The organism is Streptomyces sp. 378, from assembly GCF_030124145.1.
GTDB lineage: Bacteria > Actinomycetota > Actinomycetes > Streptomycetales > Streptomycetaceae > Streptomyces.
On the sequence record NZ_JASKMS010000026.1, the window covers coordinates 23,589 to 47,306 of the forward strand.

Here is a 23,718-nt window from a genome sequence, read left to right on the forward strand (position 1 = left end):
CACCACGGGCACCGGGCTGGTGTGCCGCGCCCGAAATCCGTCGGTAGATCTGTCTCGTTTCGGCGGTCGGATTCTCGCCGCCGACCAGGGGTGTTGACCGTCCGCAGCTCAGCGGGAACTACCTAGGAACTTCCGGCGCGGGACAACTTCCGGCGCGGGACACTAGAAGACGACCAGGGACCGGCCGCCCTTGCCCGCCAGCATGTTCTCGAAGGCCGCCGGGATGCCGTCGAGGGAGATGCGTTCGGTCACCAGCACGCTCAGATCCAGGCGGCCGGCCCGGATGTGCTCGGCCAGCACCGGGAGGTCCTGCGCCGGGTCGGAGTTGCCGTAGACGCAGCCGGAGAGGGTGCGGCCCCAGTGGAAGATCTCCAGGGCGTTGAAGGTGACCTGCTGGTCCTTGCCGCCGATGCCGACGACCGTGGTGCGGCCGCCGCGACGGGTGGAGTCCCAGGCCGTGCGGATGCTGACCGCGCGGCCGGCGCACTCCACGGCGACGTCCACGCCCTGTTTGCCGGTGAGACCGCGGATCTCGCGGGCGGTGGTGTCCGAGGCGACGAGGTAGTCGGTGGCGCCGGCCGCGCGGGCCAGTTCCTCCTTCTCGGCGGACACGTCCACCGCGACGATCTTCGAGGCGCCCGCGATCCGGGCCGCCTGGAGCGCGGACAGCCCCACTCCGCCGACGCCGAACACCGCGACCGTCTCGCCCCGCCGGACGCGGGCCGAGTGGTGGACGGCGCCGTAGCCGGTGAGGACCGCGCAGCCGAGGAGAGCGGCGTCGGTGAGCGGGACGCCGTCCGGGACGGGCAGGACGCAGGACGTGGAGACGACGGTCTCCTCGGCGAACGCGGCGACGTTCAGGCCGGGGTGCAGGTCGGTGCCCTCGGCGGTGCGGGCGTAGACCTCGGCGGCGCCGCCCAGGGCGTTGGCGCACAGCCACACCTCGCCGAGTGAGCAGGCGTGGCAGGCGCCGCAGGACGGGGCCCAGTTGAGAACGACCCCGTCGCCGGGCGCGACATGGGTGACACCCTCGCCGACGGCGACGACCGTGCCGGCGCCCTCGTGGCCGAGGACGGCGGGGACGGGCACGCGCATGGTGCCGTCGGACAGGGACAGGTCGGAGTGGCAGACCCCGGCTGCGGCGAGCCGGACGCGGACCTGGCCGGGTCCGGGGTCGGGCAGGTCGATGCCGGTGATCTCCAGCGGGGAGCCGACAGCGGGCAGGACGGCGGCGCGGACAGCCATGACGGAGGGGACTCCCTGGGGCTAGGGCCTGTCGTTCGGAGCAGGCCGCAGGAAACTGAGGGTGCTGGGCGATGCCGCGTCTGCGGCGCGATCCGGACGGCAGGGCCTAGAACTGGAGGGACTTGGTCTGGAGGTACTCGGTCAGGCCGTGCACGCCGAGTTCGCGGCCGATACCCGACTGCTTGTAGCCGCCGAAGGGGGCGAGGGGGTTGAAGCGGCCGCCGTTGATGTCGACCTGGCCGGTCTCCATCCCGCGCGCGAAGGCCACCGCCTCGGCCTCGTCCCCGGCCCAGACGGCGCCGGCCAGACCGTACACCGTGCCGTTGGCGATGCGCAGGGCGTCCTCCTCGTCCTCGTACCTCAGGATCGACAGGACCGGGCCGAAGATCTCCTCCTGCGCGATGGTCATGTCCTCGGTGACGTCGGCGAAGACGGTGGGGCTGACGAAGTAGCCCGTCTCGCGCGGGGCCTCGGGGCCGCCGGCCACCAGCCGGGCGCCCTCCGCGACGCCCTTCTCGATGTAGCCGCGGACCCGGGCCTGCTGCTTGGCGTTGACGACCGGTCCGATGCGCTCGCCGTACTTGGCGGCGGCGGCCGCGGCCAGCTCGACCGCCTCGTCGTACCGGTCGCGGTGGACGAGCATCCGGGTCCAGGCGCTGCACGTCTGCCCGGAGTTGGACATGACGTTGGCGACCCCGACGTTGACCGCCTTGGCCAGGTCGGCGCTGGGGAGGATGACGTTGGCGGACTTGCCGCCCAGTTCGAGGGCGACCTTCTTGACCTGCCCGGCGGCGATCGCGGCGATCCGCCGGCCGACGGCGGTGGAGCCGGTGAAGGAGACGAGGTCGACCCCGGGGTGCTCGGCGAGGGCCTGGCCGGCGACCGGGCCGAGACCGGTGACCAGGTTGAAGACGCCCGCCGGGAACCCGGCCTCGTGCACCGCGTCGGCCAGGAGCCGGGCCACCAGGGGGGTGTCCTCGGCGGGCTTCACCACGACCGCGCAGCCCGCCGCGAGGGCCGGGGCGACCTTGGCGACGATCTGGTGCAGCGGATAGTTCCAGGGCGTGATCGCGGCCACGACACCGACCGGCTCGTGATGCACGACCGAGTTGCCGGTCTTCTCCTCGAAGGCGTACGTCGCCGCCAGCTCGGCGTACGAGCCCGCGACCGCGATCGGCACGCCCGCGTGGACGGCCTGCGAGAACTTCAGCGGCGAGCCGAGCTCTGCCGTGACCGTCTCGGCGATCTCGTCCGCGCGGGCCGCGAGCAGGTCCCGCAGGGCGGCCAGACGCGCCGCGCGCTCGGCGGGCGGGGTCGCGGCCCAGTCCGGCAGGGCGGCGCGGGCGGCCCGTACGGCGTGGTCGACGTCCTCGGCGGTGCCCGCGGGGACCGTGCCGATGACCTGCTCGTCGACGGGGTTCACGACCTCGATCACGTCGTGGCCGGCGGCGGGGCGCCAGGCGCCCCCGATGTACATGCCGTCGTGTGCCTTCATCGCGGTTTCCTCCGGGGCGGGGCGTCGTCGTCCGACACATAAACTAGCGGCGATAGTTTTTCGGCGCCAGACGTCCCGGGGTTCCGGCCCCCGGGCCTGCCGGGTCATCACAGCACGGTGTGCTCCCCGCCCGGGTGTGCCGCTCCTCACTCCCCCAGGTCGGGAAGGCGCGCCGGGTGTGGGCAGATGCGGTCGCCGTTCTGGTCGAAGACGAAGAGATGGGCGAGGTCGACCAGGAGCGGCACCTGCATGCCGTGGCGCAGGGCCAGGTCCGGGGTGGTGCGGACGATGAGGTCCCCGGGCAGGCGGTCCTCGGCGGTCATGGCGCCGCTCGGGGCGTCCTCCGGGCGGTCCAGGGCGACGACGGGTCCGGCCCGCCCGGCTCCGGACCGCTCCCGCAGCCGGGTGAGGACCGAGCCGTCGCGACGGCGCCGCCGGGCGGGGCGGCCGGGGCGGGGGCGCGGGGCCTCCAGCTCGGGGACGACGGCGGGGCTGGAGCCGGTGTCGAAGTGGACCAGGATCTCGTGCCCCTGGAACTCCACGTGCTCGACCAGGCCGGTGATCGGCACCTCGCCGGGGCGGGCCGCGCTGTGTTTGGCGATCCGGACGGCCTCCGAGCGCAAACCGACGATGACCTCGCGGCCCTGCTGGACGCGCAGCAGCTGGTGGTCCAGGGAGAGCGGCTCGGGCAGGCGCAGGAACTGCTTGCCCAGGCTGATGGTCATCGCCCCGTCGAGGGGGGCCCGCACCAGGCCGCGCAGCAGGTTGATGCGCGGAGTGCCGATGAAGGCGGCGACGAAGACGTTGCTGGGCAGCGCGTAGACCACGCGGGGGGTGTCGATCTGCTGGAGCACACCGCCGCGCAGCACCGCGACCCGGTCGCCGAGCGACATGGCCTCGGCCTGGTCGTGGGTGACGTAGATGGTGGTGACGCCCAGCTCCTGGGTGAGCCGGGCGATCTCGGCCCGCAGATGGGTGCGGAGCTTGGCGTCGAGGTTGGACAGCGGTTCGTCCATGAGGAAGGCGGAGGGGTGGCGGGCGATGGCCCGGCCCATCGCGACCCGCTGGCGTTCTCCGCCGGAGAGCTGGCCGGGGAGGCGGTCGAGGAGGTCCTCGATGCCGAGCATGCGGGCGGTGGCGTCGACGCGGGGGCGCGGGTCCGCGCCCGGGTCCTCGATCCGCAGCGGGAAGCCGATGTTGGCGCGGCTGGTCATGTTCGGGTAGAGGGCGAAGTTCTGGAAGACCATCGCCATGTCCCGGCCGGACGGCGGCAGGTCGTTGGCGTACCGGCCGTCGAGGAGCAGCCGGCCCTCGTCGATCTCCTCCAGCCCGGCGATCATTCTGAGCACGGTCGACTTGCCGCAGCCGGACGGGCCGAGCAGCACGAGGAACTCGCCGGGCGTGATGTCCAGCGAGAGCCGGTCCACCACACGGAGACCCCGCGTGTAGGCCTTGCTCACGTCGTGCAGGGAGATGGCGCGTGTCATGAGGGGCCCCCGAGGGGTCATCCGGGCGTTGGTGCTCCGCGGTCGGAAGCCCCGTGCGGGTCGTACGGGGCTGTGCGTCACGGAAGTTAACGGAATGTGCGCGGCCTGGGGAAGACACCCGACAGAATCGGAGGCTCCGGTCCATCTGGTGAGAAGGCGGACGGCCCGGTTCAGGCCCCGGCCGGAACCGCCCCGGGTCAGCGGATGCCGGTGAGGTGGGCGAAGACGACCACGTTGCCCGAGTAGCCCTTCCTGCGGTCCACCGCGGTAGCCCCGGTTCCGCCCCCGCGCCGCCCCGACGGCGCGTCGGCGGAACCGGACCCGGACCCGGCCCCACGCCGGACCGCCGGGGCGGACCCGTCCCCGGCACCACCCCTGCCCCTCACCGGCCCGGCGTCGGGCCCGAGCGCGCCCCCGCCCTGTCCCGCCCGAGCGGAGCGATCCGTGGAACGTGGCCTACGCGGCGCCATCGGGGCGGCGACGGAGCCGGAACCAGACCGTCCCGGCGACGGCGGCCAGGCCGACCGCGGCCGCGCCGGTGACCGGCGTGAAGGCCTCACCGCGGGCGGATGCTCGATGCGCCACAGCGAGGTGAAGGCGACGGCCGCGGTCGCGCCCGCCACGACGAGGGCGAGCGCGCTGCTGCCGGCCATGTCCTCGGCGCCGATCAGCGTCCCCGCGGCGACCGGGCCGACCAGTTGGCCGAGGGCGGCGCCGATGGTGAAGTGGCCGAAGTTGCGGTCCTGTTCGTGCGGCGCGGACTGGCGGGCGACGAGGGACTGGGAGCCGATGACGAAGCACAGGTGCCCGAGTCCCATCACCCCGCTCCACAGGGCCATCGTCCACAGGGAGGCGGCGACGCCGCTGAGGGCGCAGCCGCCGGATATGAGGACGACGCCGACCGGCAGCAGGGGCGCGCAGCGGCCGTGGTCGGTACGGCGGCCGAGCGGCACGGCGGCGAAGAGGGGCAGCAGCGCGTAGACACCGGCGATGACACCGATGGCCCGCTCGTCCGCGCCAGCGCGAGGCCCCGGTAGGAGACGGCGGGCCGGGCCATCGACACCGCCCCCTGCGCGAAGCCGAAGGCGATGACGAGGCGGAGCAGCCAGCCGCGGTTCCCACCGGGCCTCACGACGACGTCCTCCATGAAGGGCTCAGATGATCCCGAAGAGCATGCCCGCGCCGAGGATGACCAGGCAGGTGAGGGCGGCCCACTTGACGACGAACCTGGTGTGGTCGCCGAACTCCACCCGCGCCATGCCGACCAGGACGTAGACGGCCGGGACGAGCGGGCTGGACATGTGCAGCGGCTGGCCGACCAGCGAGGCGCGGGCCATTTCCAGCGGGGTGACCCCGTGCGCGGCACCCGCCTCGGCGAGGACGGGCAGGACACCGAAGTAGAAGCCGTCGTTCGACATGAAGTAGGTGAGCGGCAGGCTCAGGATGCCGGTGACGAGGGCCATGTGCGGGCCCATGCCGGCGGGGATGACGTCCACCATCCACTTGGCCATGTGGTCGACCATGCCGGTGCCCTGGAGGACGCCGGTGAAGACAGCGGCGGCGAAGACCATGCCGGAGACGTTCAGGACGTTGTCGGCGTGGGCGGCCAGGCGGGCCTTCTGGTCGGGGATGTGCGGGAAGTTCACCGAGAGGACGAGCGCGGCGCCGATCAGGAACAGCACCGGGATCGGCAGCCACTCCATGATCATGGCGGTGAGCAGGACGACGGTGAGCAGCGCGTTGAACCAGTACAGCTTGGGGCGCAGGGTGGCGCGGTGGGGGTCGAGGCCCTGGAAGTCGTCGGCCTGCTCGTCGGCGTCCGTGCCGGACCCCGCGCCACCCGCGACGCCCTTGCGCAGGTCGGCCTTGTCGCCGGAGCCTCCGGCGCCCACGAGGACCGTCTCGGTCTCCTTCTCCTCGACCTTCTCCTCCAGCACCTCGTCCAGCGTCAGCACGCCCAGCCGCCGGCGCTCGCGCACACCGAGCACGTAGGAGAGGCAGAAGACGAAGAGCAGGCCGACCAGGAGCGCCGGGATCATCGGGACGAAGATGTCGCTCGCGTCGAGCTTCAGCGCGGTCGCGGCGCGGGCGGTCGGGCCGCCCCAGGGGAGGGTGTTCATCACGCCGTTGGCCATGGCGGCGACACCGGTCATCACGACCAGGCTCATCTTCAGGCGCTTGTACAGCGGGTACATCGCCGAGACGGTGATCATGAAGGTCGTGGAGCCGTCGCCGTCCAGCGAGACGATCCCGGCGAGCAGGGCGGTGCCGACGACGATTCGCATCGGGTCGGCTTTGCAGAATTTGAGGATGCCGCGGACGATCGGGTCGAAGAGACCGACATCGATCATCACGCCGAAGTAGACGATCGCGAACATGAGCATCGCCGCGGTGGGGGCGAGGCTGGTCACGCCGTCGATGACGTAGTCGCCGAGCTTGGCGCCCTTGCCGACGAACACGCAGAACAGCGCGGGAATCAGCACGAGCGCCGCGATCGGCGACATCTTCTTCATCATGATCAGGACCAGGAAGGTCGCGATCATGGCGAAGCCGAGGATGGTCAGCATGAGTGGATACCTAACGTTCGCCCTTGAACTCCCACCAGGGCCGGCGGTGTCCGAGACGTTAGGTCCGTTCAAGCAGCGTTAACAAGACGTTGACGTGCGAGCAATAAGCGCAAAACTGCTGGTCACAGCTTTGCTCAGGTCAGAGCGGTGAGCTTTTCGGTCACGGAGGCGCCACCTGCGGCCGACGCGGGGGCCACCTCGACCGGCACCGCGTTGAGGACCGCGTTGCCCGACAGCGGGTCGAGCAGCCGGCCGTCGAGGAGCTGGTTGACGTTGACGCCGGGGTCCGTGGCGGCGTGGTTGAGGCGGGTGCCGGGACGGTTGTGGCCCCAGCCGTGCGGCAGGCTCACCACACCCCGGCGTACCGCGTCGGTGACCTCGGCGGGTGCGGTGACCTCTCCCCCGGCGCCCTTGACGCGGACGGCGGCCCCGTCCTCGACGCCCAGCCGCTCGGCGTCCTCGGGGTGGATGTGCAGGGTGCAGCGGTTGGAGCCGCCGGTGAGGGCGGGCACGTTGTGCATCCAGCTGTTGTTGGAGCGCAGATGGCGGCGGCCCACCAGGACGAGTCCCTCGGGGCGTTCGGCCAGGGCCGCGCGCAGGCGGGGCAGGTCGTCGGCGATCGGGCCGGGAAGCAGCTCCACCTTGCCGCTGCGGGTCTTCAGCGGCTGCGGCAGGCGGGGTTCGAGCGGGCCGAGGTCGATGCCGTGCGGATGCGCGAGCAGCTTCTCCAGGGTCAGTCCGTCCGGTCGTACGCCGAAGCCGTCGCCGTAGGGGCCGAGGCGCAGCATCAGGTCGAGCCGCCGTTCGGGGCCGGTGTCGCCGGTGAGCCGGGCGGCGAGCTCGCGCGGGTCGCCGCCGTGGACGGGTGAGTGCGGCTCCTTGACCGCCTTGCCGAGGGTCTGGTCGATGACCATCTGGTCGACGGCCGCGGGATCGGCCCCGTGCATGCCCGTGGCGGCGAGGATCAGCCGCGCCAGGATCTCGGTCTCGGCCATGCGGCCCGGCTCCAGCGGGATCGCGGGGCGCGTGTAGCGGACCTGGTTGCGCACGGCGAGGGTGTTGAAGGCGAAGTCGTGGTGCGGGCTCTGGGAGGGCGGCGGCGGGGGCAGCACCACATCGGCGTGGCGCGAGGTCTCGTTGAGGTACGGGTCGACGCTGACCATGAAGTCGAGCGAGTCGAGGGCCTTGTCGAGCCGGTCGCCGTCGGGCGCGGACAGCACGGGGTTGGCCGCGACGGCGATCAGCGCCCGCACCGGCTCGCCCTCCTCGGTGGCGGTTTCGATCTCCTCCGCGAGGGCCGCCAGGGGCAGTTCGCCCTTCGCCTCGGGGTGCCGGCTCACCCGGGAGTGCCAGCGCCCGAGGGCGAAGCCGCGGCCGGGTCCGGCGGGGCGCGGGGTCTTGTCGGTGGCCGCCTGCGGGAAGAGCGCGCCACCGGGCCGGTCGAGGTTGCCGGTGAGGATGTTCAGGACGTCGACGAGCCAGCTGGCGAGGGTGCCGTGCGGGACGGTGCAGCTGCCGATCCGGCCGTAGACGGCGGCGGTCGGGGCGGCGGCCAGTTCCCGCGCGAGGGCGCGGATCCCGCCGGCCTCGACGTCGCAGGCCTCCGCGACGGCCTCGGGGGTGAACTCGCGCAGCGCGTCGGACAGTTCCTCGACGCCCTGGGTGTGCGCGGTGGGGTCGACGAGATCCTCGTCGAAGAGCACCCGCGCCATCGCCGCCAGCAGCAGCGCGTCGGTGCCGGGCCGGATCGCGATGTGCCGGTCGGCGAGCTTGGCGGTGCGCGTGCGCCGCGGGTCGATCACGACGAGCCTGCCGCCCCGGGCCTTGAGTGCCTTGAGTTTGCCCGGGAAGTCGGCGGCGGTGCACAGGCTGCCGTTGGACTCCAGCGGGTTGGCGCCGATCAGCAGCAGATGGTCGGTGCGGTCGAGGTCGGGCACGGGGATGGCGTTCGCGTCGCCGAAGAGGAGGCCGCTGGAGACGTGCTTGGGCATCTGGTCGACCGTGGAGGCGGTGAAGACGCTGCGGGTGCCGAGCCCGGCGAGCAGGACCGGCGGGTAGAGGGCGCCGGCCATGGTGTGCACGTTGGGGTTGCCGAGGACGACCCCGACGGAGTGCGGGCCGTGGCGCTCCACGACGGGCCGGATGCCCGCGGCGACCGCGTCGAAGGCCTCCTCCCAGGTGGCCTCGTGCAGTTCGCCGTCCCGGCGCACGAGCGGTGTGCGCAGCCGGTCGGGGTCGGAGTCGACGGCTCCGAAGGAAGCGCCCTTGGGGCAGATGAATCCCTTGCTGAACACGTCGTCGCGGTCGCCGCGGGCGTGGGTGACGCGGGTCCCCTCGATGGTGAGGGTCAGGCCGCAGGTGGCCTCGCACAGGGGACAGATACGCAGGGCGGTGCGGGACACGGGTCCTCCCGGGGCGGCGGCTACGGTGACGCGTTGACCCGCCCGAGCATACCGACCGGTATGGACGGCGGGGAGCCCCTGGCGGGATCGAGGTCAATCGAGCGTCCGCGCCAGATAGCCACGCAGCATCTCCCGGGCCTCGTCGATGATCCGTTCGTCCCCCTGCGGTGCGACCCGGAACGCCAGGTGGACGAGGGTGTCGGCGGTCTCGACGGCGATGAGGAAGACGCGGCGCAGATCCTCGTCGGGCTCGCGCCCGAGATACCCGGAGAGAAGTTCGGTGAGCCGGTCGGCGACGCGGTGGTTGGGTTCGGCGTGGCGGGCCCCGACCGGGATCTGGTTGCCGAAGTCGACGAGCGAGAAGCCGGGCGCGGTGCGCTTCATCTCCAGGTACTCGTCGAGCACGGCGTCCATGGCGGTGCGCCAGCCCCCGGCCTGACCGGCCTGCTGGAGGCGCTGGGTGACGCGTGCGGAGTACCGTTCGAGGTTGCGCTGAGCCAGGGCGTCGACCATCTGCCGCTTGTTGCCGAAGAAGCGGTAGACCGAGCCGATCGGGACCGAGGCCCGCTGGGCGACGGCACGGGTGCTCAGGGCGTCGTAGCCGACCTCGTCGAGGAGGCCGGCACAGGCGTCGAGGATTCTGGTCAGACGTTCGGCACTGCGCCGCTGCACGGGCGCACGACGGAGTGATGTCGCGTGGGGCACGGGCTTCATGATGCCGCTTCGGCGCGCTCCGGTGCACCTCGCCCCCCGAGGTCCGTCCCCTGGGTCCGGGCCTTGCGGCGGGAGGCGGCGTCCGGCGTCACGCCGCCGGTGCCGGGCCCCGAGGAGGTGACGTCGGCCGTGCTCTCCACGGGCTTGCCGTCCACCGCCCAGACGGTGGCGTCGTCGGCGTAGAGGCGGGCCGTGACGCGGTGTGTGCCGCGCGGCACGAGGCGGGCGTCCAGCCGGTACTCCGGGGCGCGGAGGCGGGCGACGGGACGGCCGTCGACGTAGAGGTGCGCCAGGCCGCGGCCGGGCACCGCACGGGCCGCCGCGCCGGCCGGCGAGAAGCGGAAGTTCCGCACGGTCAGGCGCACGTCCCAGCCGCCGGCCGCGTCGGGCTGCACCTCGATCCCGACGTCGGGTGCCTCCTCCGGCCCGACCTCCCGGAAGGGCCGGCCCTCCGGGTCCCGGTCCTCCAGGATCCGGCCGGCCGGCGAGGGCGACGCGACGCCCTCCCGGGCGTCGCCGGAGCCACAGCCCGCGGATCCGGCCAGAAGGAGGACACAGACCGCGAGCGCGGCACCAGATTTCCGTGTCCACGACATATCGGGAGCGTAGAACACACGTCCGGCCCGGCGGATCGTTCTCAAGTCGGGTTCAGGTCATCCCTCATGAGGAGGGGCGCGCCCCCCTTGCGTCGGGGAAATCGCAATCCTACGGTACTCCATAGGAATCGAACGCAAGGGAGCGGCGAACATGGGCGATGGGGGCACCACCCGCACGAGCGGGTTCGAGCGTGGGGCAGCGCGGAAGACCGCCGAAGGGCTGACCTACCTCTCCGGCTTCGGCAACGAGCACACTTCGGAGGCCGTCCCGGGGGCCCTGCCCGAGGGCCGCAACTCGCCCCAGCGGGCCCCGCTCGGGTTGTACGCGGAGCAACTGAGCGGTTCGGCCTTCACCGAGCCACGGGCGCACAACCGCCGCTCGTGGCTGTACCGGATCCGGCCGTCGGCCGCGCACCCGGCGTTCACCCGGATCCACAACGGCTCGATCCGCACCGCCCCCTTCACCCAGACCGTGCCCGACCCCAACCGCCTGCGCTGGAACCCGCTGCCCGACCCGGCGCCCGAGACCGACTTCCTGGCGGGCCTGTGGACCCTGGGCGGCAACGGCGACGCCACCCAGCGCACCGGCATCGCCGTGCACCTCTACACGGCCAACGTCTCGATGCACCGGGTCTTCGGCGACGCCGACGGCGAGCTGCTGATCGTCCCGGAGCGAGGCGGACTGCTGCTGCGCACGGAGTTCGGTCTGCTCCACGCGGAGCCGGGACATGTGGCCCTGATCCCGCGTGGCGTCCGCTTCCGTGTGGAGCTGCTCGACGAGTCCGCCCGCGGGTACGTGTGCGAGAACTACGGCGCACCCTTCCGCCTCCCCGACCTGGGCCCGATCGGCGCCAACGGACTCGCCAACCCCCGGGACTTCCGCGCGCCCGTCGCCGCGTACGAGGACGTCGAGGGCCCGGTGGAGGTGGTGAACAAGTTCTGCGGCCACCTGTGGACGGCCACCTACGACCACTCCCCGCTGGACGTGGTCGCCTGGCACGGCAACCACCTGCCCTACGTCTACGACCTGCGCCGCTTCAACGCGCTCGGGACCATCACCTACGACCACCCGGACCCGTCGATCTTCACCGTGCTGACCTCCCCGTCGGACACTCCGGGGCTGGCCGGGGCCGACTTCGTGGTGTTCGCGCCGCGCTGGCTGGTGGGCGAGGACACCTTCCGGCCGCCGTACTTCCACCGGAACGTGATGAGCGAGTACATGGGCCTGATCGAAGGCGCCTACGACGCCAAGGCCGAGGGCTTCGTGCCGGGCGGCGGCTCGCTGCACAACATGATGTCGGCGCACGGCCCGGACCGGGAGACGTTCGACCGGGCGAGCGCCGCCGAGCTGAAGCCGCAGAAGATCGACGACGGCCTGGCGTTCATGTTCGAGACGCGCTGGCCGCTCACCCTCACCCCGCACGCGGCCCGCGCGGAACACCTCCAGCAGCGCTACGACGACGTCTGGCAGGGCCTGGAGCGGCACTTCCGCCCCTAGGCGGCTTCTGACCGAACGCCGCTCCTTCTTGCACGGAGATCCGTCGGAAGCCCCCTTGCACTGATCATTTCCTACCGGTACGGATGGCCCGTGACCTCCTTCGCTCCGGATTCCATCGTCCTGAACCGCAAGCTGCCGCTCTGGTATCAGGTGTCGCAGTCGCTGCGGGCCTCGATCCTCGGCCGCTCGCCCCGGGACCCGCTGCGGCTGCCCACCGAGGAGCAGCTGGCCGGGCACTACGGCGTGAGCGTGCTGACGATGCGGCAGGCGCTGAAGGAGCTGGAGGACGAAGGGCTGATCTCGCGCCACCGCCGCCGGGGCACGTTCATCGAGCCGGACGCGCGCAGGGGCTCCCCCGTGCGCCTGCTCGGCTCGGTGGACGCGATCGTGGCCCAGCAGTCGGGCATGACGACCGACCTGCTGGATCACGGCACCACGCCGGTGCCCGGCGAACTCGCCGAGTTCTTCCCGGATGTGCGGGAGGTCGCGACCTACCACCGGCTGCGCAGCGACGAGAAGACCGGCGAGCCGACGAACCACGCCCGCAACTACGTACGCCCCGAACTGGCCGCGCGGATCGACCTGGACGACCTCGTCCGGTGGCCGATGACGAAGGTGCTGCGGGACGTGGTGGGGGCGGACATCAGCCGCATCACGGACACCGTGGAGGCGCGGCTGGCCGACCCGGAGACCGCGAAACTGCTCCGAGTCCCGCTGCTGAGCCCGATCCTGCACTACACCGGCGTGACGTACGACGCCGCGGGGCGGCCTCTGGACGTGGCCGTCATCCACTACCGCGGTGACCGGTTCTCCTTCACGGTGACCCTGGACGCCACCTGACCCGCCTGTCCTCGGCAGGTCGTACGATGCCCTGCGTGACGCACGACGACGCTCCGCCGCTGGCGGACCTCATGCCGTGGTCCGTCGCACCGCCGCGGCTCGGCCGGGGCTGGCCGGCGGCGCCCGACGCGGCGTCCCTGAAGGCCCGCTGGGACACCTTGGTGAAGGCCGAGGGGCCCGACCGCGAGATCCTGTTCGAGCCGACCCGCTCGCGCACACTGCACACGGCGGTCGGCCGGCTTCCCGGCCGGACCGGCAGCGGCACGCAGAAGCTGGCCCGCGCCTCGGGGCCCTGCCCGGAGCCGGTGCGCGTCCTGCTCGCGCCCTACGACGAACAGTGGCTGATCCCCGACCAGCGGCTGATCGACGCGGCCCGGCCGGAACTGTGGCGGGTGGCGGACGAACGGCAGGTCTTCGTGGTGGAGGCGCCCGGGACCACCCCTCCCCTGCTCGCCACCTCACTTCTCCCGCTGCTGCGCCCCGGCCGCGTCCGCCCGCTGTACCGGCGTCCCGGGGGCCGCGAGCCGAACCTGGCCCCGGGCCTGCTGGAGCACCTCGGCACCCGCCTGGGCGGCACCCCGGCGCCACTGGACGTCCTGGCCTGGATCACGGCCACGGCCCGTCCGGATCTCACCGTCCCGCTCACCGGGGACGCCGACGAGTGGGAGGGGGGCCTGGAACTGGGCCACCGGATGCTCTGGCTGATGCGCCGCGACGGCGAACGCCCGAAGCTCCCCGGCGGCCGCCGCCCCTATGTCCGTGCCCCGCTGCCCTCCCGGCCCGCGACACTGCGCTACGACCGGGACGAGGAGGCGCTGTTCCTGGACGAGGGCCGCGTCTCCCCCGTGCCGCCGGAGGCCTGGGACTTCGAGGTGGGCGGAGTCCACGTCCTGGAGCAGTGGTTCGCGACCCGCGTCGCCACCCCCGAGCCGGGCACGCTGGCGGCGATCCGCCCCCTGACCTGGCCGCAGCCCTGGACGTCCGAGCTCCTGGAGCTGATCACCGTTCTCGCACTGCTGGCCGAACTGCGCCCCCTGGAAGAGCCGGAGATCACCGACCCGGTCACGGCCACGGAGCTGCGCACGGCGGGCGTCCTGCCGGTACCGGACGCGGCCCGCCGGCCGGCGTCGGTACTGGAGGAACCCGAGGAGGGCCCCGAGGGTCAACTGGCGCTGCTCTAGCCGCGCTGGCTGCTTGAGCGCGACTCGGGGTCGAAGGCGTCCAGGACGCGTTCGAGCGCCCGTCTGAACACGGCTTCCAGGTCGACCGGCCCACTCTGCTCCGTGAAGGCCGCCATCATCCGCGGATAGGCGCCGGTGGCGATCTGGCTGCCGAGATAGGCCATGCGGACCGCGTTCTCCTCCTCCGCCGTCCACGGCATGGAGCGGGTGCGCTCGGCGGTCGCGATCTCGTTCCCGGTGTAGGTCGTCACGACGCCGTTGAGGAGCGCGATCAGTTCCGTCTTCGTGCCGGCCGGCACGTCGAGCGGTTCGAGGCAGGCCAGGCAGTGCTCCAGGTAGCGCAGGGTGTTGGGGCTGAAGCCGAACACCCCCGGCATCAGACGCGGCACCCAGGTGTGGCGGTACATGATCGCGCGCGTCTCCTCCGCGTTGCGGAGCATGTCGGCGCGCCAGTCACCGGTGGGCTCGAACATCTCGTGCTCGGCGCCGATGGCGTCGATCATCAGCTCGTACAGGTCCTCCTTGCGGGGGACGTAGTTGTACAGCGACATCGTGCCGCAGCCCAGTTCGGCGGCGACATGGCGCATCGTCACCCCGTCCAGCCCGTCCGCGTCGGCGATCCGCACCGCCGCCGCCGCGATGTCGGCGCGGGTGAACGCCGGTTTCGGCCCACGGCCGGTGCGCTCGGGGCGCGCCCAGATCACTTCGGGTACGGCCGCTCGGCCCGCCATCGATCATCACCTCGGCCACCATCCTAGTTACGTACAGCGTACGTAGTGCGCTATGGTCACGCCATGACTTCTACGTACGCTGTACTTAGTGAAGGTCTGGAGAAGCGGTTCGGGGAGGTCCATGCCCTGCGCGGGCTGGACCTCGCGATCGCCGAGGGGACCGTCTGCGGGGTCCTCGGGCCGAACGGGGCGGGCAAGACGACGGCCGTACGGCTGTTGACGACGCTGCTGCGGCCGGACGCGGGCTCAGCCCGGGTGGCGGGGCACGACCTCGTCCGGGAGCCCGCCGCCGTACGCGCCCGGATCGGTGTCACCGGGCAGGACACCTCGATCGACGGGGATCTCACCGGGCGCCAGAACCTCCAGCTGTTCGGCCGGCTGCACCGGGTGCGCGGCCCGGCCGCCCGGACCGCGGAACTCCTCGACCGCTTCGGCCTGACCGAGGCCGCCGACCGCCCCGCGTCCACCTACTCCGGCGGCATGCGCCGCCGCCTGGACCTCGCGGCGAGCCTGATCCGCCGCCCCGACGTGCTGTTCCTGGACGAGCCGACCACCGGCCTCGACCCGGCCAGCCGCACCCTCATCTGGGACGTGGTGCGCGGCCTGACCGCCGAGGGCACGACCGTGCTGCTCACCACCCAGTACCTGGAGGAGGCCGACCAACTGGCCGACGACATCGCCCTGGTGGACCGGGGCCGGGTCGCGCACACCGGGTCCCCGGCGCAGCTCAAGTCGCTCGTCGGGGCGCACGCCGAGGTCGTCGTGCCGGACGCGGACGTGCTGGTGAAGGCCGCGGCCGTACTCGACCGGCTGACGGGCGCGCAGCCGTCGTTCGACCACGAGCGCAACGCCGTCGGCGCGGTCAGCAAGGACGCGACGCTCACGATCCCGCTGCTGGTGCGCGCCCTGGACACGGCCGGGGTGCCGCTGCTCGACGTGAGCCTGCGCCCGCCGACCCTCGACGACGTGTTCCTGCGTCTGACGGAGACCTCGACCGAGACGACCGACGAGAAGGAGCGTGCCGCATGAGCATGCTGGCGTATGACGGGACCGCGATGCTGGGCCGCCAGCTGCTGCGGATGCGGAACAACCCTGGGCTGCTGATTCTCACCCAGGTCATGCCGATCAGCATGCTGCTGTTCTTCGGCTACGTCTTCGGCAGCGCTCTGGCGGTGCCGGGCGAGGCGTACCGGTCGTTCCTGGTGCCGGGCCTGCTGGTGGCGACCGCCTCGGGCGGGATCATGACCGGCATGTTCCAGGCGGCCGGGGACACGCACCGGGGCGTGACGAACCGCTTCCGTACGCTGCCGATGAGCCGGGCGGCGGTGCCGCTGGGGCAGGCCGCGGCGGACCTCGTGGCCACGACCGCAGGGACCGTGCCGTTCCTGCTGGTGGGCCTGGCCGTGGGCTGGCGGATCGAGGGCAGTCCGCTCGCGGCTCTCGCGGCGTTCGCGCTGCTGTTGCTGTTCCGCTTCGCGTGCACCTGGGCCGGGATCTACCTCGGCCTGCTCACCCGCAACGAGGAGGCGGCCGGTCAGCTGGGCGGTGCGACGTTCCTGCTGCCGCTGCTGTCCAGCGCCTACATCCCGACGAGCGGGCTGCCGGGCTGGCTGCGGACGGTCGCGGAGTGGAATCCGATCAGCGCGGTGGCCACGGCCCTGCGGGATCTCTTCGGCAACGCGTCGGTGCCCGACGGGGCGGCCTGGCCGGTGGCCCATCCTGTCGCGGGGGCGCTCCTGTGGTGCGCCGTGCTGCTCGGGGTGTTCGTGCCGCTGGCCGTGCGCCGGTACGCGCACGGGGAGCGGTGAGCGGGCGGCCGGAGCCGTGGAGGTCGCCCCCGGTCACTGCCGGGCGGGGATGAGACACCGACAGGGGGCGTACCGCGCTCGGGAACACTTCTGGCGTCGCTGCGTGCCGCGGGGTGACGGACGACGGGTGTCGCAGCGCTGCACCGGAAGTGGCGTGACCGCCCGAGCGCGGGGCCCTTACCTGCTGCCGAACAGCGAGCGGCGCAGTCGGCGCAGCGGCGCGAAGAGCGAGACGCGACGCACGCGTGCGCCCCTGCCACTGCGGTCGTGCGACTGACGCGCGGTCAGTTCCCGCATCAGCGAGGTCGCCTCGACCGTCTCCCGCTGAGGGACGGCGGGGCCGCCCAGCACCGAGAGGTGGCGGTCGAGGCGCGAACTGGTCGCGCTGCTCCCGCAGGTGATCGCAGGGACCCTGGCCCTGCTGCGCACTGTTATCTGTTCCATGTCACTCCCCACCCGTACGAGTCCACCCGGCCCGGGCAGGCTAACCCTATCTCCCCGTCCGGGCACGCGTGTATCGCGGTCACAGGATTCACCTTCCCCATAAGGGGGTTGACGATGTATCTCCGGTTACTCTCCGAATCGAGCAGATTTCAGGGCGAGTTGGATGATCGGCTGGGTAGTGGGTTGCGGCGATCCGCCGGCGGGCTCGACGGTCACGGCCAGTGACGTCGCCGAGGTGCCGAGATCCGTCGCGACCAGGGGCGCGTCGCCGTCGAAGAGCCCCAGGGAGCGCGGTTGCGCACCCGGGCGCATGAGCCACAACTGGTGCACGCGCCCGCCCGACGGGGCGCCGTATCCGCCGAGGGTGACCACCGCGCTCCCCTCCGTGGCGGAAGCGACCACTCCGATGGTGCGGCCCCGCCCGTCCCGGCCGCTGCTCACACGGGCGTCCGGAGCCGCCAGAACGTGGGCGATCTCACGTGACCGATCTTGCTCGGCGGTCAGCCGGTCCTGCGCCCGGTTCGCCTGCACGGCGAACAGCGCGGCGACGACGAGGGCCGCGGCGGCGGTGACCGTCGCGAAGGGCACGAACAGCGGAACCCGGCGCCGCTGCCGCTGCCGGGGTGGCGGCCGGGTGCCCCACACGTGCGGCGGCAGCCGCGTCGCACGCGCGCGGGCCGGCTCGCGCGCCGCGCCCTGCGGCGCCGGGTCCTGCGGAGTCGTCCGTACGGCGAGCATGACCCGGTCGCGCAGCGCGGCGGGGGCCGGGGCGGCCGTGGACCAGGCGAGCCGGACGGCGTCCTCGGTCAGGGCGCGCACCTCGGCGGCACAGCGGTCGCAGTCCCGCAGGTGCTTCTCGAAGCGGACCCGCTCCGGCGGCTCCAGGGCGTCGAGCGCGTAGGGCGCGGCGAGCGAGTGCGGGTCCTCGCGGCGGAAGAGGCTCATGCCGCGCCTCCGAGGCACTCGCGCATGCGGGTCAGCCCGTCACGCATCCGGGTCTTGACGGTGCCCAGCGGCAGGGAGAGCTGCTCGGCCACCTCACGGTACGTGTAGCCCTCGTAGTAGGCGAGGGTGACGGACTGGCGCTGCAGAACCGTGAGCCGGTCCAGGCAGTGGCGGACCCATTCGCGTTCGAGTCCGGCCTCGACCTCCTCGGTGACCTGGTCGAAAGCGGTCTGGTTCGCGCGGAGCGCCTCGCGCTGCTCGCGCTCCCCGGCCGCGCGGGCGCTGCGCACCCGGTCGACGGCGCGGCGGTGGGCGAGGGTGAGGATCCACGACATGGCGCTGCCGCGGCCCGGGTCGAACTTCCCCGCGGACCGCCACAGTTCGAGCAGCACCTCCTGAGCCACCTCCTCCGACTGGGCGGGATCGCGCACCACACGCCGTACGAGCCCGAACACGGGGCCGGACACCAGTCCGTACAGCCCTTCGAAGGCCTGCTGGTCCCCGCCCGCCACCCGCAACAGCAGTTCGTCCGCCTCCATTCGGTCCCCCTCTCCGAGGCCGCACCGGGCCTGTCCCCTCGCACGAGGCATTCGCACCACACACACCTCCGGCAGGGGTTACGGATCAGCTCGCCGAAAACGCGGGTCGCCCGGCGATGAAACAACTTTCCGCCCTCGCCGTAAGAACGTTTGAGATTCGACCAATCCGCTTCGCCGACCGCTCCGAATGGCGTGTGTCAGGCAAGTTGGCACGGAGGACGGACGGCATGACACCTATCTCCAGGACCGGTGCGGGACGCGCGAGCATCGCGACCGTGATCTGTGGCGCGCTGGCCACCGGCGGGCTCACGGCCGCCGGTGTGACCGCGCTGGAACCTGAGGCGGCCTCCGCCTCCAGCCACCGCGAGGCCCCGCTGATCTCGGGAACCCCGCAGTACGACAACACCGACGTGTACGCGTTCGTCAGCCCGGACAAGCCGGACACGACGACCATCGTCGCGAACTGGATCCCCTTCGAGGAACCGGCCGGCGGGCCCAACTTCTTCCCGTTCGCCGAGGACGCCCAGTACGACCTGCGCATCGACAGCAACGGCGACGCGCAGGAGGACCTGCTCTTCCGATACACGTTCAAGACCCATGTGAAGAACGAGAAGACGTTCCTGTACAACACGGGCCCGGTCGAGAGCCTCGACGACCCCGACCTCAACATCACGCAGACGTACGACCTCGAACTCATCAAGCTGAAGCGTCTGAAGGCCGTGTCGAAGACCAAGGTCGCCGACGACGTGCCGGTGGCGCCGTCGAACGTCGGCAAGGCGTCGATGCCGGACTACAGCACCCTGCGCAAGCAGGCGGTGCACAAACTCGCGGGCGGCGCCCAGACGTTCGCCGGGCAGGCCGACGACCCGTTCTTCCTGGACCTGCGCGTCTTCGACCTGCTGTACGGCGGGAACCTCTCCGAGGTCGGCAACGACACCCTCAAGGGCTACAACGTCAACTCGATCGCCCTGCAGGTCCCCAACAGCTTCATCACCGAGTCCCACGAGCAGCCGATCGTCGGCATCTGGTCGACGACCCAGCGCAAGAACGCCAAGGGCTACTTCTCGCAGGTCTCGCGCCTCGGCAACCCGCTGGTCAACGAGGTCGTCAACCCGCTGAAGGACAAGGACACGTTCAACGCCTCCGCGCCGCGGGACGACGCGCAGTTCCTGGAGAACGTCACCAACCCGGAGCTGCCCAAGCTCATCGAGGCGATCTACAAGATCCCGGCGCCGGCCGAGCCGCGCAACGACCTGGTCGACGTCTTCCTCAAGGGCGTCAAGGACCTCAACCAGCCGCCGCACGTGACGCCGTCGGAGCAGCTGCGGCTCAACACCTCGATCAAGCCGGCCGCGAAGCCGAAGCGGCTGGGTGTCCTCGACGGTGACACCGCCGGCTTCCCCAACGGCCGTCGCCTCACCGACGACGTGATCGACGCCTCGCTCCAGGTCGTCGAGGGCGAACTGCTGGGCGCGAAGAACGACCTCGGTGACGCGGTCGACAAGAACGACAAGGACTTCGAGAAGGCCTTCCCGTACGTCGCCCTGCCGACGGAGGGTTCGCGCGGTCCGCTCGCCAAGGGCGTGGACGGCGGCAACGACGTCCGCAGCCAGCTGGGCGACGCGCTCCAGCCGGCCGGCGCGCAGGGTTCGGACGACATGCGCCTGATCGCCGCGTCCGCCGGGGCCGGAGCGGGCGGCATCGTCCTGATCGGCGCGGCGCTGATGTGGTGGCGCCGCATGCGGAACCGGGCGTACTGACCCGCTCCGCTCCCCCTGCCGGCGCGGCCCGTACCCCCGCCCCCCCACGGCACGGGCCGCGCCCCCTGACCCAGCACCAGCACATCCGACGAGGAGAGGTCATGCCTCCGCGTACGACCGACAGCACACCGCAGAGGCGTGACGACGACGGAGCTCCGTCGACGACCCCGGAACCCGGGAACACCGGGGAGCGGGAGGCTTCGGCTGCCGGGACGGGGGCCGACTCCGGCACGGGCGGGGACGGCACTCCCGGCGCCCACCCCACCGAGGGCCGCTCCGGCCCCGGGCCCGGCACCGGTCAGCGGGTCGCCGCCCTGCGGCGGGCCGCCGACGGGGGGCGGCGGTGGCGGGCACTGCGGCTGGCCGGGTGCGCCGCGCTGCTGGCGGTCGCGGTGACCGGTGGGGCCATCGCGGTCGGGGGTGCGCAGGACCGGGGGGCCGGTGTCACCGCCGTGTCCGCGGCCGGGGCGTTGTCGCCCGGCGATCTCGCCCGGGGGGACCTCGACGCGGGCATCGCGTCCCTGCAGAGGCATCTCCGCGCCCAGCCGAGGGACTTCGGCAGTTGGGCCACTCTCGGCGTCGCTTACGTCGAGCAGGCCCGGACGAAGGGCGATCCCTCCCGGTACCCGCAGGCCGGGCGCGCCCTGAAGCGCTCGCTCGAACTGCGGCCCGGCAACGACCAGGCACTGGCAGGCCGGGCCGCCCTCGCCGCCGCCCGCCACGACTTCCCGGACGCCCTGACGTACGCGGGCCGGGCGCTCGCACAGAACCCCTACAACGAACGCGCCCTGTGCACCCGTATCGACGCCCTCGTCGAACTCGGCCGGTACGACGAGGCCGCCGAGGCCGCCGACACCGCCGACGACAGGCGCCCGGGCGTGCCGGTCTTCACGCGGTACGCGTACGTGCGCGAGCTGCGCGGCGACGTCCGCACGGCGCGTACCGTACTGGAGCGCGCCCTGGACTCCGCGAACGCGCCCGCCGACATCGCGTACGTCGCCACCGCCCTCGGTCAACTCGCCTGGAACCAGGGCGAGTACAAGGCCGCGCTCGGCCACTACGCCCGCGCCCTCGCCGCGGACGACGCGTATCTGCCCGCCCTGGAGGGCCGTGCCCGCGCCCAGGCGGCGAGCGGTGACCGGGCGGCCGCCGTGCGGGGGCTGGAGCAGGTCGTCGCCCGCTTCCCGCTGCCCGGCCCGCTCGTCGCCCTCGGCGAGCTCTACGAGGACCGCGGCGCCGACGGCGACCGGGCGAAAGCCGGCGACCAGTACGTCCTCGTCGACGCCTGGACGGCCCTCGCCCGCGCCGGCGGTGTCAACGCCGACCTCGACACGGCCATGGCCGCCGCCGACCACGGCGACCGGAAGGAGGCCCTGCGCGCCGCCCGCGCCGAGTGGGACCGGCGTCACAGCGTGCACACCGCCGACGCCCTCGCCTGGGCCCTGCATGTCAACGGCCGTGACGAGGAGGCCCTTCCGTACGCCCGCCGGGCGACGGCCACCGGCTACCGCAACGCCGTCTTCCTCTACCACCGCGGTGTCATCGAACGCGCCACCGGCGACGAGCGCGCGGCCCGCACGCATCTGCGGGCCGCGCTGGACCTGAACCCCGGCTTCTCGCCCCTCGGGGCGCGTGAGGCCCGTACCGCACTCAAGGACCTGGAGGGCAACCGGTGACCCTGCGCCGGCTGTTCGCGTCCGGCGCCGCCGTCCTCACGGCCGCCTGCGCGCTCACCCTGCTGCCCGCCGCCACGGCGAGCGCCCACCCGCTGGGCAACTTCACCGTCAACCACTACGACGGCCTCGTCGCCGCCCCCGGTGAACTGCGGGTCCACCACGTGGAGGACCTCGCCGAGATCCCGGCGACGCAGGCGGGTCCGGACATCGAACGGCTGGGCATCGCCCTGTGGGCCCGCGAGCGGTGCGCCACGGCCGCCGAGGACAGCAGGGCGACCGTCGACGGCCGTGCGGTGGCCCTCACCGCCGAGCGCAGCCACGCGCGCGTGCGGCCCGGGCAGGCGGGGCTCGACACCCTCCGTGTGGAGTGCGAGCTGACCGCTCCGCTGCCGTCGGGGAAGGAGACCGTGTCCCTCGGTTTCCGTGGCGCGAGTGCCTCCACCGGCCCGGGCTGGCGGGAGATCACGGCTCGGGGCGACCGGATGACGCTCGCCGCTTCGGACGTGCCGGAGAAGTCGATATCGGCCGAACTGACCAGCTACCCCGAGGAGTTGCTGTCCTCTCCGGCCGACACCGCGTCGGCCGCCCTGCGGGTGCGCCCGGGTGGCGCCGCCCTGGCCGAGGAGGAGTCGGACGCCCCCGCGGCCTCCGTGCTCCCGCGCGGAGCGGATCGCTGGACGCGTGCCCTGGACGACCTGGTCGCCCGGCAGGACCTCACCGCCGGTTTCGCGGCGCTGGCCCTCCTCATCGCCGTCGTCCTGGGTGCGATGCACGCGCTCGCCCCGGGCCACGGCAAGACCATCATGGCCGCGACGGCGGCGGCCCGGGGCGGCCAGGCCCGGATGAAGGACGTCCTGCCCATGGCCGCCTCGGTGACGATCACGCACACCCTGGGCGTGGTCGCCCTGGGCCTGCTGGTCACGGCCGGCTCGGCGGCGGCGCCCTCGGTGATCGCCTGGCTCGGCGTCGCCAGCGGTCTGCTGGTGACCCTGGCGGGCGCGAGCCTGGTCCGCCGCGCCCTGCGCGGCCGCGCGCACACCGGGCACCCGCACGGCCGTCGTCACGGCCACGCAAGCCACACGCACGGCCACGACGGCCACACGCATGACCACGACGGCCACACTCACGGCCACAGCCACGACCATCACCACAAGCACGACCACGACCACGATCACGGGCACGGGCACGGGCACGGGCACGGGCACGGGCACGGGCACGGGCAGGACCACAGCCACCCCCACCCGCATCCCCACGCGATCGAGCACACCCACGGTGGATCCACGCACAGCCACCCCGTCGCCCCCACCCTCCGCGGCACGATCCTCATGGGTTTCGCGGGCGGCCTCGTGCCCAGCCCGTCGGCCGTGGTGGTGCTGGTCGGTGCCGCGGCCCTCGGGCAGGCCTGGTTCGGCCTGCTGCTCGTCGTCGCCTACGGCGTCGGACTGGCGCTCACCCTCACGGCCGCCGGATACGCCGTCGTCAAGGCCGGCAGCGGCATGAGCCGGCTGCTGGACCGGCGCCCCCGCTGGACGGCGGGCCCGATGACGGCCCTGGTACGCCGGACCGCACCCCTAGGCTCGGCTTTCGCCGTGGTGGTCCTCGGGGCCGGACTCGTGTTCAAGGGGGCGGCATCCGCACTCGGCTGAGTTACGTTCGTGAGGCATCGGACGTCAGCAGAGCAGCGGACGTCGTGAAGAAATCCCACCTCGTGAGGAAATGCGACCCCGTGGGGAAAACACCCGTCATGGAGATCTCGCCCGGCTGCGAATGGGGGCGCCGTGTTCGAAGAA

At 72.6% G+C, this 23,718-nt stretch carries 19 protein-coding genes and 1 pseudogene; 8 read left to right on the plus strand and 12 right to left on the minus strand.

Features of this window, described 5'->3' with window-relative positions; translation table 11 throughout:
- Positions 1-162 precede the first annotated feature (162 nt).
- The 8 genes and pseudogenes from QNO09_RS28895 to QNO09_RS28930 all read right to left on the minus strand — a co-directional run bounded on the left by QNO09_RS28895 (position 163) and on the right by QNO09_RS28930 (position 10,506).
- Complete coding sequence (locus tag QNO09_RS28895) at positions 163-1,245, minus strand: Zn-dependent alcohol dehydrogenase (RefSeq protein WP_283973195.1); 1,083 nt, start codon at positions 1,243-1,245, stop codon at positions 163-165.
- A 106-nt stretch (positions 1,246-1,351) separates the two neighbouring features.
- On the minus strand, positions 1,352-2,740 hold the full coding sequence (locus QNO09_RS28900) for an aldehyde dehydrogenase family protein (RefSeq protein ID WP_283973196.1): 1,389 nt from the start codon (positions 2,738-2,740) through the stop codon (positions 1,352-1,354).
- 146 nt (positions 2,741-2,886) lie between these two features.
- On the minus strand, positions 2,887-4,227 hold the full coding sequence (locus QNO09_RS28905) for an ABC transporter ATP-binding protein (RefSeq protein WP_283973197.1): 1,341 nt from the start codon (positions 4,225-4,227) through the stop codon (positions 2,887-2,889).
- A 545-nt stretch (positions 4,228-4,772) separates the two neighbouring features.
- A pseudogene (locus tag QNO09_RS28910) lies at positions 4,773-5,359 on the minus strand (MFS transporter); the annotation flags it as partial.
- A 22-nt stretch (positions 5,360-5,381) separates the two neighbouring features.
- Positions 5,382-6,794 carry a CitMHS family transporter gene (locus QNO09_RS28915; protein WP_283973198.1) on the minus strand — a complete coding sequence of 471 codons (1,413 nt, stop codon included), beginning with the start codon at positions 6,792-6,794 and terminating at the stop codon, positions 5,382-5,384.
- Between the two features lie 134 nt (positions 6,795-6,928).
- On the minus strand, positions 6,929-9,196 hold the full coding sequence (locus QNO09_RS28920) for a molybdopterin oxidoreductase family protein (RefSeq protein WP_283973199.1): 2,268 nt from the start codon (positions 9,194-9,196) through the stop codon (positions 6,929-6,931).
- Positions 9,197-9,289: 93 nt separating this feature from the next.
- On the minus strand, positions 9,290-9,910 hold the full coding sequence (locus QNO09_RS28925) for a TetR/AcrR family transcriptional regulator (RefSeq protein WP_283973200.1): 621 nt from the start codon (positions 9,908-9,910) through the stop codon (positions 9,290-9,292).
- Positions 9,907-10,506 carry a hypothetical protein gene (locus QNO09_RS28930; protein WP_283973201.1) on the minus strand — a complete coding sequence of 200 codons (600 nt, stop codon included), beginning with the start codon at positions 10,504-10,506 and terminating at the stop codon, positions 9,907-9,909. The genes QNO09_RS28925 and QNO09_RS28930 overlap by 4 nt, the downstream gene beginning before the upstream one ends.
- Positions 10,507-10,657: 151 nt before the next feature.
- Between QNO09_RS28930 and hmgA the strand changes: the two genes are divergently transcribed.
- The 3 genes from hmgA (at position 10,658) to QNO09_RS28945 (ending at position 14,025) form a co-directional block, all read left to right on the plus strand.
- Positions 10,658-12,004, plus strand: coding sequence for a homogentisate 1,2-dioxygenase (gene hmgA / locus QNO09_RS28935; RefSeq protein ID WP_283973202.1), 1,347 nt, complete (start codon positions 10,658-10,660; stop codon positions 12,002-12,004).
- Positions 12,005-12,094: 90 nt separating this feature from the next.
- Positions 12,095-12,844 carry a GntR family transcriptional regulator gene (locus tag QNO09_RS28940; protein ID WP_283973203.1) on the plus strand — a complete coding sequence of 250 codons (750 nt, stop codon included), beginning with the start codon at positions 12,095-12,097 and terminating at the stop codon, positions 12,842-12,844.
- Between the two features lie 26 nt (positions 12,845-12,870).
- On the plus strand, positions 12,871-14,025 hold the full coding sequence (locus QNO09_RS28945) for a type ISP restriction/modification enzyme (RefSeq protein WP_283973204.1): 1,155 nt from the start codon (positions 12,871-12,873) through the stop codon (positions 14,023-14,025).
- Here QNO09_RS28945 and QNO09_RS28950 read toward each other — a convergent pair.
- On the minus strand, positions 14,022-14,756 hold the full coding sequence (locus QNO09_RS28950; RefSeq protein WP_283973205.1) for a TetR/AcrR family transcriptional regulator: 735 nt from the start codon (positions 14,754-14,756) through the stop codon (positions 14,022-14,024). The two genes, QNO09_RS28945 and QNO09_RS28950, sit on opposite strands and share 4 nt — an antisense overlap.
- Before the next feature lie 63 nt (positions 14,757-14,819).
- Here QNO09_RS28950 and QNO09_RS28955 point away from each other — a divergent pair, with 63 nt between their 5' ends.
- Both QNO09_RS28955 and QNO09_RS28960 read left to right on the plus strand, forming a co-directional pair.
- The gene (locus QNO09_RS28955; RefSeq protein ID WP_283973206.1) at positions 14,820-15,785 is read left to right on the plus strand and encodes an ATP-binding cassette domain-containing protein; all 966 of its coding nucleotides are present in this window, start codon (positions 14,820-14,822) and stop codon (positions 15,783-15,785) included.
- Complete coding sequence (locus tag QNO09_RS28960) at positions 15,782-16,564, plus strand: ABC transporter permease (protein ID WP_283973207.1); 783 nt, start codon at positions 15,782-15,784, stop codon at positions 16,562-16,564. The genes QNO09_RS28955 and QNO09_RS28960 overlap by 4 nt, the downstream gene beginning before the upstream one ends.
- Positions 16,565-16,741: 177 nt before the next feature.
- Here QNO09_RS28960 and QNO09_RS28965 read toward each other — a convergent pair whose 3' ends face one another.
- The 3 genes from QNO09_RS28965 to QNO09_RS28975 form a co-directional block, all read right to left on the minus strand.
- Positions 16,742-17,008, minus strand: a complete 267-nt coding sequence (locus QNO09_RS28965; protein ID WP_234848210.1) for a hypothetical protein — start codon at positions 17,006-17,008, stop codon at positions 16,742-16,744.
- Positions 17,009-17,134: 126 nt separating this feature from the next.
- The gene (locus tag QNO09_RS28970; protein ID WP_283973208.1) at positions 17,135-17,953 is read right to left on the minus strand and encodes an anti-sigma factor; all 819 of its coding nucleotides are present in this window, start codon (positions 17,951-17,953) and stop codon (positions 17,135-17,137) included.
- Positions 17,950-18,492 carry a sigma-70 family RNA polymerase sigma factor gene (locus QNO09_RS28975; protein ID WP_283973209.1) on the minus strand — a complete coding sequence of 181 codons (543 nt, stop codon included), beginning with the start codon at positions 18,490-18,492 and terminating at the stop codon, positions 17,950-17,952. Before QNO09_RS28975 ends, QNO09_RS28970 begins: the two co-directional genes overlap by 4 nt.
- 227 nt (positions 18,493-18,719) lie before the next feature.
- Between QNO09_RS28975 and QNO09_RS28980 the strand changes: the two genes are divergently transcribed.
- The 3 genes from QNO09_RS28980 to QNO09_RS28990 all read left to right on the plus strand — a co-directional run bounded on the left by QNO09_RS28980 (position 18,720) and on the right by QNO09_RS28990 (position 23,574).
- Positions 18,720-20,252 carry a DUF4331 domain-containing protein gene (locus QNO09_RS28980; RefSeq protein ID WP_283973210.1) on the plus strand — a complete coding sequence of 511 codons (1,533 nt, stop codon included), beginning with the start codon at positions 18,720-18,722 and terminating at the stop codon, positions 20,250-20,252.
- Between the two features lie 101 nt (positions 20,253-20,353).
- Positions 20,354-21,928 carry a tetratricopeptide repeat protein gene (locus tag QNO09_RS28985; RefSeq protein WP_283973211.1) on the plus strand — a complete coding sequence of 525 codons (1,575 nt, stop codon included), beginning with the start codon at positions 20,354-20,356 and terminating at the stop codon, positions 21,926-21,928.
- A complete protein-coding gene (locus tag QNO09_RS28990; protein ID WP_283973212.1) occupies positions 21,925-23,574 on the plus strand; it encodes a nickel transporter in 1,650 nt (549 codons plus the stop codon). Before QNO09_RS28985 ends, QNO09_RS28990 begins: the two co-directional genes overlap by 4 nt.
- The last annotated feature ends 144 nt before the right edge of the window (positions 23,575-23,718 follow it).

Excerpts from the sequence above, each read along its gene's own strand:
- QNO09_RS28970 (WP_283973208.1), bottom strand. The coding sequence starts at position 17,953 with ATGAGCCTCTTCCGCCGCGAGGACCCGCACTCGCTCGCCGCGCCCTAC.
- QNO09_RS28925 (WP_283973200.1), bottom strand. The coding sequence starts at position 9,910 with ATGAAGCCCGTGCCCCACGCGACATCACTCCGTCGTGCGCCCGTGCAG.
- QNO09_RS28980 (WP_283973210.1), top strand. The coding sequence starts at position 18,720 with ATGACACCTATCTCCAGGACCGGTGCGGGACGCGCGAGCATCGCGACC.
- QNO09_RS28960 (WP_283973207.1), top strand. The coding sequence starts at position 15,782 with ATGAGCATGCTGGCGTATGACGGGACCGCGATGCTGGGCCGCCAGCTG.
- QNO09_RS28975 (WP_283973209.1), bottom strand. The coding sequence starts at position 18,492 with ATGGAGGCGGACGAACTGCTGTTGCGGGTGGCGGGCGGGGACCAGCAG.
- QNO09_RS28930 (WP_283973201.1), bottom strand. The coding sequence starts at position 10,506 with ATGTCGTGGACACGGAAATCTGGTGCCGCGCTCGCGGTCTGTGTCCTC.
- QNO09_RS28965 (WP_234848210.1), bottom strand. The coding sequence starts at position 17,008 with ATGGAACAGATAACAGTGCGCAGCAGGGCCAGGGTCCCTGCGATCACC.
- QNO09_RS28985 (WP_283973211.1), top strand. The coding sequence starts at position 20,354 with ATGCCTCCGCGTACGACCGACAGCACACCGCAGAGGCGTGACGACGAC.
- QNO09_RS28900 (WP_283973196.1), bottom strand. The coding sequence starts at position 2,740 with ATGAAGGCACACGACGGCATGTACATCGGGGGCGCCTGGCGCCCCGCC.
- QNO09_RS28915 (WP_283973198.1), bottom strand. The coding sequence starts at position 6,794 with ATGCTGACCATCCTCGGCTTCGCCATGATCGCGACCTTCCTGGTCCTG.
- QNO09_RS28905 (WP_283973197.1), bottom strand. The coding sequence starts at position 4,227 with ATGACACGCGCCATCTCCCTGCACGACGTGAGCAAGGCCTACACGCGG.
- QNO09_RS28895 (WP_283973195.1), bottom strand. The coding sequence starts at position 1,245 with ATGGCTGTCCGCGCCGCCGTCCTGCCCGCTGTCGGCTCCCCGCTGGAG.
- QNO09_RS28955 (WP_283973206.1), top strand. The coding sequence starts at position 14,820 with ATGACTTCTACGTACGCTGTACTTAGTGAAGGTCTGGAGAAGCGGTTC.
- QNO09_RS28945 (WP_283973204.1), top strand. The coding sequence starts at position 12,871 with ATGCCCTGCGTGACGCACGACGACGCTCCGCCGCTGGCGGACCTCATG.
- QNO09_RS28950 (WP_283973205.1), bottom strand. The coding sequence starts at position 14,756 with ATGGCGGGCCGAGCGGCCGTACCCGAAGTGATCTGGGCGCGCCCCGAG.
- hmgA (WP_283973202.1), top strand. The coding sequence starts at position 10,658 with ATGGGCGATGGGGGCACCACCCGCACGAGCGGGTTCGAGCGTGGGGCA.